Below are 11,961 nucleotides of genomic sequence, written 5' to 3' on the forward strand. Positions count from 1 at the left end.
CACCCGGGACTCACGACACCCCGGACCCCGACTCCCCCGGGGTGGCCGGAGGCGCGATCAGTCTCGCTGGCGCTGCTCGTAGTCGATGAGGGCGTCGACGGACATCGACCCGGTGGGATGATCGTCCTCGTCGAGGAGGTAGAGACGTTTCACGCCCACGAGGATCGAGTCGATGATGGTGTCCTGGGCGGCACGATCGCCGAGGATCTCGAGATCCTGCGGGTTGTACGCGTAGCCCAGGTAGATCTGCACGGACGGCATGCGGGTCATTCGCAGCAACGGCCAGCTCCGGCCATGGGTCCGGCAGTCGCGAAGAGTGGTGCGGCTGACGATCTCCCGCTGGATGAAGCCGGACAGGGCCTCACCGAGCATGGACTCCGCGCCGAGCGAGTTTCCGAAGTAGAACGTCGCGACCCCGTTGCCCACCGGATTCGGGTGGCGGTCCAGGCGGAGCGAGATGATGAGATCGGCGTTGAACGCGTTTGCTATCTCGGCACGCTCGGGATCGGTCGGGATCATCGCCTCGGGCCGGGAGAGGAAGACCTCCACGCCGGCCTGGTTCATCCGCTCGGAGAGCCGCCGGGTGATGTCCCAGAGCAGTTCCGCGTCGGTGATGGTCCCGTAGGGGGTGTCGATCCGGATCGGGTTCTCGGACCCACTGGGGCCGGGATCGAGGACGATCCGTTTACCGGCGAGCATGGGACCGGAGGTGCGGGCCCGCTCCTTCTCGACGAGAGAGGCGACGTCCCCGCCCTTGAACAGGGTCGAGAACCGGCTCAGGGTGTCGAGGGTCTCGGCACCGACCACACCGTCCGCGGGGAGCGCGCAGTCGCGCTGGAAGTCGGTGACGGCCGCGTGCGTGAGGGGGCCGAAGGTCCCGTCCACCAGGCCGGCGTAGAACCCGAGCTCGCCGAGTCGGCGCTGCAGTTGGGCGATATCGTCCCCCGCCATCGGCCTGGAGACGATATAGCTCAGGTCCCGGGTCCCCAGCACGTGGCTGGCGTCGTGGAGCGCGGCCTGGGTGGCCGGACCCACGATTCCGTCGGAGATCAGCGCACGCGCCTGCTGGAAGGCCAGAACGGCCTTCTCCAGGTCGGCGTCGAAGACGGCGTCGGTACGCGCGAGCACTGACCCGGTCTCGGGCTCGGTGACCCCGACCGACTCGATGTTGTGCAGCAGACCCATGCCCGCGAGGGTGGCCCGGATGGCGGCCACCTCGGGCCCACGGTCACCACGCCTCCACGCCATGGGTCTCCTCCCGCTCTCCTAGTGTTGGGTACCCGGATGAACTTACCGCCTCACACGCGGACATGCCCCGTCCGCGCCGGGCGGTGGGGGAACGCCACGGGGGAGCGCCACAGGGTGGCGACACAGGGTAGCGACCCGGGGCCGCCGGCGTGTGCGTCAGGCGCCGAGGACGTCGCCCAGCTCGGCTCGGAGCGCCGACTTGGACTTGGCGCCCGTGATGCGCTTGACCGGCTGTCCCTCCGAGAACAACAGCATCGCGGGGATCGCGGTGATCTGGTACTCGGCGGCGAGTTCCTGGTTGGCTTCGACGTCGACCTTGGCCACGGTAAGCTTGTCCGCCTCCGAGCCCGCCAGCTCGTCGAGGACCGGCGCCATCATGGTGCACGGGCGGCACCATGTGGCCCAGAAGTCCACGAGAACGGGCTTGGAGCCGCTGGCGGTGAGCACGGCGTCGGCGAAGTCGGCCTCGGTGACGTCGATGATGTTGGGGGTGTCGGCCATGAGGTGGTCCTTTCGGGTGGGTGGACGGGGCCCGGTTGTTCCGGGCCCGGTGCGGGCTCAGGCCTGCTCTGCGAGCCAGCGCTCGGCGTCGATCGAGGCGGCGCACCCCGAACCGGCGGCGGTGATGGCCTGGCGGTAGCGCTTGTCGACGAGGTCGCCACAGGCGAACACCCCGGGAAGGGAGGTGGCGGTGGTCTGACCGGTGAGGACGTAGCCGTCCTCGTCGACCTCGACCTGGTCGCGGGCCAGCTCGGAACGGGGATCGTGGCCGATCGCGACGAACATGGCGGCGGTCTCGAGCTCACTGGTCTCACCGGTGACGGTGTCGCGCAGACGGAGTTTCTCGACCGAACCGGTCGCGCCGGCCAGCACCTCGTCCACGGCCGTGTTGAGGACAAACGAGATCTTCTCGTTCTCCCGTGCCCGCTCGAGCATGATCTTGGAGGCGCGGAACTCCTCACGGCGGTGCACGATCGTCACGGAGGAACCGAACTTGGTGAGGAAGGTGGCCTCCTCCATGGCGGAGTCGCCGCCGCCGACCACGACGATCGGCTTGTCGCGGAAGAAGAATCCGTCACACGTGGCGCACGAGCTCACGCCCCGGCCGAGGAACTCCTGCTCCCCCGGGACCCCGAGGTAGCGTGCCGCGGCACCCATCGCGAGGATCACGGCGCGGGCGCGGTGTTCCTCTTCCCCGACCCGGACGGTCTTGATGTCCCCGGCGAGGTCCATGGACGTCACGTCCTCCATCCGGAGGTCTGCGCCGAACCGCTCGGCCTGCTCGCGCATCTGCATCATGAGATCGGGGCCCATCATGCCCTCGGCGAAGCCGGGGAAGTTCTCGACCTCGGTCGTGGTCATGAGCGCGCCACCGAACTGGGAGCCCTCGAAGACGACGGGCTTCAGCTCGGCCCGCGCGGAGTAGATGGCGGCGGTGTACCCGGCCGGACCGGATCCGACGATGATGACGTCGTGGACGGTGTCGCTCATGGGTTCTCGGGGCTCCTCGGGCGGTTGGTGGCTCGTGAGTCGGAACCGGCATCAGGTGCCGGGTCTTCTAGAGGCCACAACACCCCGGGGGGCTGCCTTGTTCCCGCGACCGCCCACCGGGTGACGGGAGGAACACCATCACACGGTGAGGGTGACCCCCTCGAGCAGGGCGGCGAGCTTCGCGCGGCCGCGGGAGCACCGGCTCTTCACGGTGCCCGGGGGGATGTTGAGCAGGTGGCTCGCCTCGGCGACGGTGCACCGCAGCATGTCGACGACGACGACGGCGTCCCGCTGATCGTCGGGCAGTTCCGCCAACGCCTCGGCCACGATGATCGCGTACGCCGGGTCCTGGTGGAAGTGGTCCCGGAGCGTGACCTGTTCGTGCAGCGACGGGGTGAGCTGGGTGTGGGTGCGCAGGCGCTGCGCCCGCATCTTGTCCAGGCAGGCGTTGACCACGATGCGGTAGAGCCACCCCTGCACCGGGCAGGCGTGGCGGAAGGTATCCGCCTTCCGGTACGCCGAGACGAGAGCCTCCTGCAGGGCCTCGGCGGCGTCGTCGCGGTTGAACGACGTGCGGATGGCCAACCGCCAGAGGTAGTCGTAGTGCCGCCGGACGAGGGCGGAGAAGGCGTCGGGGTCGCCGGCGACGTGCGCGTCCAACAGTTCGGCGTCGGACAGCGGCGACTCGGCTGTCAATGCGGGCCGGGCCCTGAGAACGGACTCTGCCCTGGGAGCGGACTCTGCCCTGGGAGCGGTCTGGGCTCTGAGCGGGGATCCCGCGCCTGCGGGCGGGGCAGGGGAACCCGCCGCGGTCGGGACGGCGGTACCGGTGTTCACGGCCGTCACCGTAACCCGGCCGGGCCCCCCGTGGGGACGTCTCCCGGCCGGTCAGCGGGTCAGTTCGACCTCGCTGATCGTGGCCTCGTAGGACTGGGCACCGGAGGTACCCAGGCGGGTGATCCACACCAGGACGTACCCGGACTCCCGCGGGTCATCGATCGTCACGGTGGCCGACCCGTCGCGGACGGTGCCCGCTCCGAGACGGGTGGTCTCGTCGAGTGACGCCGGAGAGGCACCGGGCGCGGACCGCACCTCGAAGCGCACGCCGTCGTCCCCCGAGCGGAGCACCACCCGGCGGACCTCCTGCTCACCGTCCAGTGCGAGCATCAACCCGATACCCGGCTTGTAGGCCGACGGCCCGTCGCCGATCTGCGACCGGTAGGCGTCGCTGGACCACGAGGTGGACGGGTCACCGTCGACCACGTTGGGGGCATCCGCCGAGTTCTCCGCGACGCCGTTCGAGGACGAGGGCTGCCAGGTGGTGGCGGTCGACACGGAGACCGGGGTGGTCGGGGTGGCCTCCTCCGCCTCGTCCCCGGTGTCGCCTGCGGCGGAGTCATCGGCCGCGGGCTCGGCGGTCTGGGAGGCGCGACTGGCCTGGGCGGCCCGTTCGATGGCGTCGAGCTGCTGTGAGAGCGGGGTGTCGTTGCGGGTGCCGCCGAACCCCCCGAGCATCCACGTGAACAACAGGGCGATCACCACGACCGCGGCCGCGCCGGTCCCGGCCATGATCTGCCAGCGGCGCTTCTGGACCTCCGGGTCCGGCTCGCTGTACGGCGCGGGTTCGGGACCCGCCTCCGCCGAGGACCACTCCGCCGACGACCATCCCGTCGCCGCGGCGTCCGCCGGGTAGGCGACCCGGGAAGAGGCCCCGGGGGCGGCGCGCCGCGGCCCGCCGACGCGATCGGTCACCATCGCCCTCACGGTGGCCGCCGAGCTGACCGACGACCCGTCGAGAGACCGCATGGCCAGCACCGCGGATTCCGGCGCCACCCCGGTACCGGCCACCGTGGGGTCGAGGACCTCGTCGTCGTCGTCCCTCCGGGCGGGACCGGGCCGACCGTCGGTCGGTTCGTACAGATCGGAACCATCGGGCAGCGGGAGCGGCCACGCTCCGGTGAGCAGCGCATAGAGGGTAGCGCCCAGGCCCCGCACGTCGGACCGGGCGTCGGCCCCGTCGCGGACCCCGGGGAAGGCCAGGACGGCGCGCCCGTCCTCGGTGAGTCGGATCCGGTCGGGTGAGTCGAGGCCCAGGGTCAGGCCCACCTCCTCGGCACGGGTCGCGGCGTCCGCCAGACCCCACACCGCGCCCACGGCGGAGTCGGGGTCCGGCTCGGCCACGGCCGCGGCGAGACTGCGTCCGGGGATCCACTCCGAGACCACGATGCCGCCCGCGCGGCCGCGGATGACGTCGAGAACGCGCGCCAACCCGTCCGCGTAGACCGTGGTGAGGGCGACGGTACGGTCGAGCACCCCCGTCGCGGAACCCGGGGGCTGCTCGCCGGGGAGCGGGTCGACGAAGGTCAGGGCGACGAACCTCCCCAGGCGCCGGTCGCGGGCCTTCCAGAAGGACTGGCCGGCGACACCACCGCAGGGTTCGAGGAGTTCGTACCTGCCGCCGGAGACCAGGCCTCCGACGGTCAGACGAGGTGGCGACGAGGCGGTGTCCGGTGCCGGGGCTCCAGTCTGTTCACCCACCCGTTGACCCTCCTCGCCTGGTGCGGCAGCCCGTCAGGAGGCGCTGCTCGTGATCCCTGAGTGTACGTACCGGCCCCGCGTGGATTCGACTATCTCCTCAGACGTCCCACGAGTCCGCGGAGAACGGGGGTGATCGAGTCGAGTTCGGGCAACCGGGACCGCGACAGGATCAGACCGGTCACCGCGAGGGTGATGACGGCGGCGACACCGGCACGCAGGACGAACCCGATGCTTCCGACGGCGTCGGTGAGGGCGTCCATCGGCAGGATCGTGTCCACGGCGAGCGCGACCAGGGCACCGGCGATCGACGCGCCGAGGGTCCACGAGGCCGACCGGAGGGTCTCGCGACCACGCAGGGACCCCAGTTTCGACCGCAGCAGGATGAACCCGGCGACGGCGCCGACGACCCAGCCGATGCCGTTGGCCAGGGCCAGGCCGATCACCACGTGGGACCGCTGGTCGGCGACTACGGGGACGAGGAGCGACAGGATCACGCGGACGACCGTGATCGCGAGGATCATCGCCGTCGGCGTCCAGTAGTCCTCGCGGGCGTAGAACACCCGCTGCTGCAGCAGGACCACGGCGTAGGGCACCAGCGTGAAAGCGCCGAAGGTCAGGGTCAGGCCGAGCACCTGGGCGCTCTCGGCATCGAAGTTCCCGTAGCGGAACAGGCCGGTGGCTATCGTCGGGCCGAACGCGGTCATGAACGCGATGATCGGCAGCAGCCCGAACAGCGACAACCGCGTCCCCAACGAGATGTCCCGCACCACCGCGTCGTTGCGGCCGGCCACCCCGTTGTCCGCCAGGCGGGGGTTGATGGCGGTGAGCAGGGTGACGCCGATGATCCCGTACGGGACTTGCAACAGCAGCCAGTAGGTCTGGTAGATAGCGATGGCGGCCTCGTCCGCCGCCGACCCGATGCGGTTGGTCATGACCAGACCGACCTGCGAGATCAGGACGTAGGTCACACCGGCGAGGGCGTGCCCGCCGAACTGCGTGATGCGGGGGTCCAGACCCCACTGGGGGCGCAGGTCCACGCCCGCGCGACGCAGGGCCGGGACCAATACCGCCGCCTGCAGCACCACGCCCAGGGTGGTGCCCAGGCCCAACAACAGGATGGGCGCGCTGAGCAGGTTGACCGGCGCGGCCGGGTCGATGCCGCTGCCGACCACCGCGAACAGCACCAGTGTCGCGATGGCCACCAGGTTGTTCCACACCGGCGCCCACGCCCCGGGACGGAAGACACCGTTGTAGTTGAGGATCGCGAGCATCACCGAGAACACGCCGTAGAAGAAGATCTGCGGCAGCAGCAGGAACGCGAACGCGGTGGCCAGGTTGGTGTTGACCTCGCCGTCGCCCAGGTTGAGCTCGGTGAGCAGCGGCGCGCACGCCACCGCCACGACGGTCGCCCCCAGTGCCAGGACCGAGGTCACGGTGAGCAGGCGCCGGATGAAGGACACGCCCCCGTCCTCGTCCTCCTGAGCGGCCTTGGCCAGCAGCGGCATGAACATCGCGGTGAGCACCGAACCCAGGACGAGCTCGGTGATCATGTTGGGCAGCGTGTTGGCGGTGTTGAAGGCGGATGCCACGGCGGGGCCGAGCACCGTGAGGATGAGGATCATCCGGACGAACCCGGTGATGCGGCTCGCGAGGTTGGCCACGGCCATCGATCCCGTCGAGCGCATCACCGACGCGTCGGAGGAGTCGCGGGTCCGCGCCCCGGTCCCCCCGCCGGGCGTCTCCGGGCGCGCTGCGGACCGCTCCGGGGTCGGGGCGATCGGCCGCTCGATCGGCCGCGCGATCGGCCGCGCGATCGGCCGCTCGATCGACGGCGCGGGGGCGGCGTCCGGGATGAACGAGTCGGCGACCGGCGGCGGGGAGGCCGGGCCCGGCAGCACGCAACTGCCCGACTCACGGCGTCGGCCGCGGAGGCCGGGATCCGGTCTGCGCAGTTCGGGCCCGGGGGACCCCTGCTCGTCGTTCACGGTCGGTGCCCTTCGTCCGCGGGGTCGAGGATGCCCCGACGGTAGCGCAGGTACCGCCGGCCCCCGAGGATGAGGGCGAGGGCGGCCGCGGCCAACGCGAACGCCTGGGCGACCGGGTAGCCACCGGTCTGGACGGACAGCTCCACCGGCTCCGACAGCGGGCGCCCGTCGGGACCCTCGAGGACGAACGCCACGGTGTGGCGTACGCCGCCCTCGGCATCGGACTGGGTGGGCACCTGCAGGGTCCGCGACCCCGAGGCCGGGATCTGGACGACCCCCACCGGCTCCACCGTGATGTCGTCCGGCGCGGTGACGGTGACGCCGACGCGCACCGGGAAGGGCAACGCGTTGCGGGTCACCAGCAGCAGTGGGCTGTTGGGGCTGGCCATGGTGAACACGCTGCCGGGCGGCAGCAGGTCCACCCTGCCCAGCGAGCGGGAGACCGTCTGCTCGAGCCGGTCGAGGCGCTCGGCGGTCCCGGCGCGGGCGTCAGCCCCGGTACCGGACCCGGGCGACGTGCCGTCTCCCCCCGCCCGCCGGCCGGTCTCCGACAGGGCCCGGAGGGCCTCGGTCACCATCGGGTCGAGGTGGCCCTCGGCGTCCGCCGACGTGGGATCGGCGGCGTCGACCAGCGACCGCAGCGTGCCGATCCCCCGCAGGGCGTCGGAGACGCGACGGTCCACCCCGGCCAGGTCCACGGCCCCCGGGTCGACGGCGCCCGTGGGGTCGTCCGCCAGGGACCCGTCCGGGACGGTGACCGGTCCGGCCAGGCGCTCGGTGAGCGGCACCGCGCGCATCCTCCCCGCCGCCAGTTGGGCGCCGAGGGTCTCCAGCAGCGAGCCGGCGGCCTCGCCGTCGACGCTCCACACCTGCGGCGGCACGGCCAGGACCCCCTGATCGGCTGCCGGGCCCGAGGGGTCGGTGTCGGCAGCGGGACCGGTGCCCGCGGAAGGCCCGGCGCCGGCCGCGCCGGCGGCCTCGAGCGGGGCGATGGGGGCGGGGCCGGCGTCGATGGCGTCCACGACCGGCGCGAGGAGCGCGGCCCTCGCGTCCTGGAGGCGGGCCGCCGCGGAGTCGGCGGTCAGCCAGTACCGGGTGTCGGGGTCGGAATAGCGGGGGTTCTCCGGTGCGGACCCGGTCGCGGCGAGGGCCGCCCCGATTGGCGCCGAATACGTCAGTGCGCGTCCGCCGTCGGTCCCGGCCAACCCCACCATCCCGGGGGGCGGGACGAGACCGGTGTCGGTCCGCGTCGACGGGGCCGCCACCACGGCGGTGGCGCCGGGCTCCCCCAGCGCCTCGGCGGTGCCGGGCAGCAGGGTCCCGGATGCGGGGACCAGCACGTCGGGGATCGGGGACACCCCGAGGATCCGCTCCACGGAATCGTCGCTGTCCAGCGCGGCCCGGGTGAGCTCGGTGGACCCCACCGCCCCGACCGCCTCGAGGCCGGCCTGGGCTGCCGGCAGCGTCACCACGCAGGTGCCCTCGGCCAACGCCCGCAGCTCGTCCAGCCAGCGTTCGGCGTCCGCTTCCACCGCCCCGGGATCGGCGGGGGCGGACCGCTCCGGGTCCCCCCGGCCGCCCCGGTTCCGCCCGGAGGAACCCCCGTCGTCGCCGCCGGTGCCGTTCCCGATGAGCACGGCGCGGCCGTCGGCGATCTCGGACACGGTCCCCAGCAACTCCGGGTCCACGCCCAGGCAGACCGCCCGTCGCAGGTCCTGCCCGCCGGGCCCGTCGAACGCGTCGTCGGCCGCCCGGACCAGCCCGGTGAGCCGACCGTCCTCGGACAGCTCGCGCAGGAGCGAGTCGTCGGTCAACGCGACCACCGGGTCCGGGCCCTCCGCTCCGGGCACCGTCGCGATCCGCGTGGGTGCCGCCGCCAGCGGCCACATCATGGTCAGCGGGACCGGAGTCGGGCCCCGCCCGTCCGCCGGCCCGGGTGCGACCACCTCGTCGTCGTCGTCGACCCCCGGTAGCGCCGCCGGTCGCGGCGCCTCGAGCACGGGCAACTGGGTGCGGGCGTCGTCGAGTCGCGCGGGCGACCCGCCCTCCGGGGTGCCGTTGACGTTGACGAGGAGCGGATAGATGCCGGGTTCGGTCAGCTGCAGGTCGGGGGCCGGGTCGCCAGGGATCTCCCGGGCCGGCATGGACACGCGGTACGGCACGGACTGCCCCGGCGCCACGGTCTCGGCCACCCGCAGGAACTCGCCGCGGACCGCGAACGACGGCTCGGACCACACCAGCGGCTCACGCACCGCCTCCGCGTCGGCGGCGCGGGGCCCGCGCTGGAGCCGGACGTCGACCGACTCGAGGGGGATGTCGCCGACGTTGGTGATGGTGCCGGACACCGTGACGACCGGGACCCCGGACTCGGTCCCGACCGCGACCCGGCCCCCCGGGCCCCCCGCCCCGTCGAGGACGGTCGGGGAGATCTCGTCGATGGTGATCCGGGCCAGTGCCGGCGCCGGGTTCGGGATGTACCCGGCCGCCGCGGCCTCCGCGGGGGTGATGGCCCCGGCCGGCTGGACACCCCACAGCGGGCCGAGGGCCAGCGCCGCACACAGTGCCGTCGGGACGACCGCCCGGACTGCGCGCCCAACCGGCCGCCCGGTCACGGCCCGGACTCCTCCGGCGCGTGGTCGCGAGGGGTGACGCCGTGCGCCCCGGTGCGGCGGACCGGCTCGGGGCCGTCCGCCCGGCGGGACGGGTCCACCATCTGCGCGTCGGCGGGCGGGGGATTGTCGCCGGCCAGTTCGGCGCGCGCGAAGTCCGGGAGGAGGGTGCGGGCGGACTCGACCAGTCGCCGCTCGTCCGGGTACGCGAGGCGCCGGGGCAGGTCGTCGAACGCGAACCAGGCGACCTCGGTGATCTCCGGGTCCTCGTCGCACAACTCGCCGTGGTCGTAGCGGACGAGGTGGTGGTGGACGGTCTTGTGGATGCGTCGGCCCTCGGCGACGAACCAGTAGTCGATGGTGCCCAGCGGGGCCAGGACGGTGCCGTCGACGCCGGTCTCCTCGAGCACCTCGCGCCGGGCCGTCTCCGCGACGGTCTCCCCCGGCTCGATGTGCCCCTTCGGCATGGACCACAGCATGCGGCCTCGGCGGTCCAGCCGACCGATGAGGGCGACCTCCAGCCGGGACAGGTCGGGCTCGGGTCCCTTCCCCGCCTGCGCGAGGTTCCGGACCACCAGGCCGCCGGCCGAGGTCTCCAGCACCGTCTTGAGTCGCTGGCCACCGCGGGGATGCCGCGCGCCCCCGCGACCGCCGCGGGCGTTCTTGGCGCCGGCCTTGCCGCCCTGGTGGGTGCCGGGCTTGGTGGTCTTGGCCGCGGCCTTGGACCCGCCCTTGCCACCGGCCTTGGAGCCGGTCTTGGACCCGGTGCCGCCGCCGGCCTTCGCGGGCCCGGACGTGCGGGTGGTGTTGGTGGAGCTCGCCTGGCCACCGCCGCCCGACTTGGACCGGCCGGGCTGACGCGGGTGACGGGGGGCCTGGCGGGAGGTGGCGCCGGCGGTGCCGTCGCCGGTTTTCACCGTGTGGGTGGCGTCGGGGCTCGACGGCTGATTCTGGTTCTCGGGTGCGCGGCCCTGTCCCCGACCGCCGCGCCGACCGCGTCCGCCGCGGCGGCGACGCCGTCCCTGCCGGGACTGACCGTCGCCGGAGGGGCCGGTGGAGCCGGTGGGCCCGGACTGGCCCCCCTGGCCGGACTTCTGACCTGGCTTCTGACCTGGCTTCTGGCCGCCGCCCCCGGCGTCCCGGGGCGCCGGTTTCTGCTTGTCGCCCTGCGCGCTGCGCTGGCCGTCGGACCCCTTCGCGGCAGCGCTGTCCCGCTTCTGACCTGCGGCGTCGCGTCCCGCGGCGCCGGGTCCGGCGGGCCGACGCGCACGACGACGCCGCGGCGCGTTGGCGCGCGGTTCGGCGGGACGATCGGCTTCGGACACCCATCGATGCTACCGGCCGGGGGTGAGTGGACCGGAATCCACGGCGCGCCGCGGCCCGGCCGCGTGCGGGTGCCCGGGCGCGTGGGTGGCAGGCGTGGGGAGTCACGACGACGACGACGAGACACTCCCGTCACTCCAGTGCGCTGCCGTCCCAGCGGTCAGGGCCTCGGGGCCGTGGCGGCCGGGGACGGTCCCGCGGCGGCGGGCGCGGCTAGAGTCCGCAGTATGAGCTCTGGTCCGTCCGCCCACGCCCTGGTCCTCCGACACCGGGCCAAGCCGGGCCGTCGCGACCAGTTGATCGAGGTGTGGCGCCGGCACATGCCGGAGGCCGTCCAGGCCAACGCCGGACACCGGGCCTATGTGTTGTGCGCGTCCCACGTGGACCCGGACGTGTTGGTGGTGTTCCAGCACTACCGGGACGCCGCGGCCGCCCAGGAGTTCCTCGGCAACCCCGCCTACCTGCGATACCTGGAGGAGTCGAGCCCGCTGCTGAGCGGCCCGCCCGAGGTCGAGGCCGTGGATCCACTGTGGTCGAAGGCGGTCGCGCCCGGCGAGTGAGCCCCGCCGAGTGAGCCCCGCCGGGCATTCCGGCAGCGCATCCGGCCAGGATGCGCTGCCCTGTCGACTAGCGCGCCCCGAATGGTCCATTCCCGCAGCACAACCCGGTGATCGGCGTACATTCCGGCAGCGGAGGTCGGCGAGGCGGCGTACCCGGGGCTGCGTGTGCCGGCGGTGCCCCCGCCCGCCCGCCGGCGCGGTCCGGCC

The 11,961-nt window shown here is 73.1% G+C and carries 9 protein-coding genes; 1 reads left to right on the forward strand and 8 read right to left on the reverse strand.

Features of this window, described 5'->3' with window-relative positions; all coding sequences use genetic code 11:
- Positions 1-57: 57 nt before the first annotated feature.
- The 8 genes from J1M64_RS08755 to J1M64_RS20370 form a co-directional block, all read right to left on the reverse strand.
- Positions 58-1,248, reverse strand: a complete 1,191-nt coding sequence (locus tag J1M64_RS08755; protein ID WP_120285658.1) for an N-acetylmuramoyl-L-alanine amidase — start codon at positions 1,246-1,248, stop codon at positions 58-60.
- Positions 1,249-1,404: 156 nt separating this feature from the next.
- Complete coding sequence (gene trxA / locus J1M64_RS08760) at positions 1,405-1,749, reverse strand: thioredoxin (protein WP_067720180.1); 345 nt, start codon at positions 1,747-1,749, stop codon at positions 1,405-1,407.
- Between the two features lie 57 nt (positions 1,750-1,806).
- Complete coding sequence (gene trxB, locus J1M64_RS08765; RefSeq protein WP_069389400.1) at positions 1,807-2,739, reverse strand: thioredoxin-disulfide reductase; 933 nt, start codon at positions 2,737-2,739, stop codon at positions 1,807-1,809.
- Positions 2,740-2,877: 138 nt separating this feature from the next.
- Positions 2,878-3,435, reverse strand: a complete 558-nt coding sequence (gene sigM, locus J1M64_RS08770; RefSeq protein ID WP_067720252.1) for an RNA polymerase sigma factor SigM — start codon at positions 3,433-3,435, stop codon at positions 2,878-2,880.
- A gap of 192 nt (positions 3,436-3,627) precedes the next feature.
- On the reverse strand, positions 3,628-5,277 hold the full coding sequence (locus tag J1M64_RS08775; RefSeq protein ID WP_206473904.1) for a protein kinase family protein: 1,650 nt from the start codon (positions 5,275-5,277) through the stop codon (positions 3,628-3,630).
- Between the two features lie 89 nt (positions 5,278-5,366).
- Positions 5,367-7,262, reverse strand: coding sequence for a lipid II flippase MurJ (locus tag J1M64_RS08780; RefSeq protein WP_206473905.1), 1,896 nt, complete (start codon positions 7,260-7,262; stop codon positions 5,367-5,369).
- Positions 7,259-9,874: a hypothetical protein gene (locus J1M64_RS08785; protein ID WP_206473906.1), complete on the reverse strand. Its 2,616-nt coding sequence runs from the start codon at positions 9,872-9,874 to the stop codon at positions 7,259-7,261. The genes J1M64_RS08780 and J1M64_RS08785 overlap by 4 nt, the downstream gene beginning before the upstream one ends.
- Complete coding sequence (locus J1M64_RS20370; RefSeq protein WP_256820626.1) at positions 9,871-11,196, reverse strand: NUDIX hydrolase; 1,326 nt, start codon at positions 11,194-11,196, stop codon at positions 9,871-9,873. The genes J1M64_RS08785 and J1M64_RS20370 overlap by 4 nt, the downstream gene beginning before the upstream one ends.
- A gap of 225 nt (positions 11,197-11,421) precedes the next feature.
- Here J1M64_RS20370 and J1M64_RS08795 point away from each other — a divergent pair, with 225 nt between their 5' ends.
- Entirely contained in the window at positions 11,422-11,754 is a 333-nt protein-coding gene (locus J1M64_RS08795) for a putative quinol monooxygenase (RefSeq protein WP_206473907.1), read from the forward strand.
- The last annotated feature ends 207 nt before the right edge of the window (positions 11,755-11,961 follow it).

Source organism: Dietzia sp. KRD202 (assembly GCF_017168155.1).
Classification (GTDB): Bacteria; Actinomycetota; Actinomycetes; order Mycobacteriales; family Mycobacteriaceae; genus Dietzia; species Dietzia kunjamensis.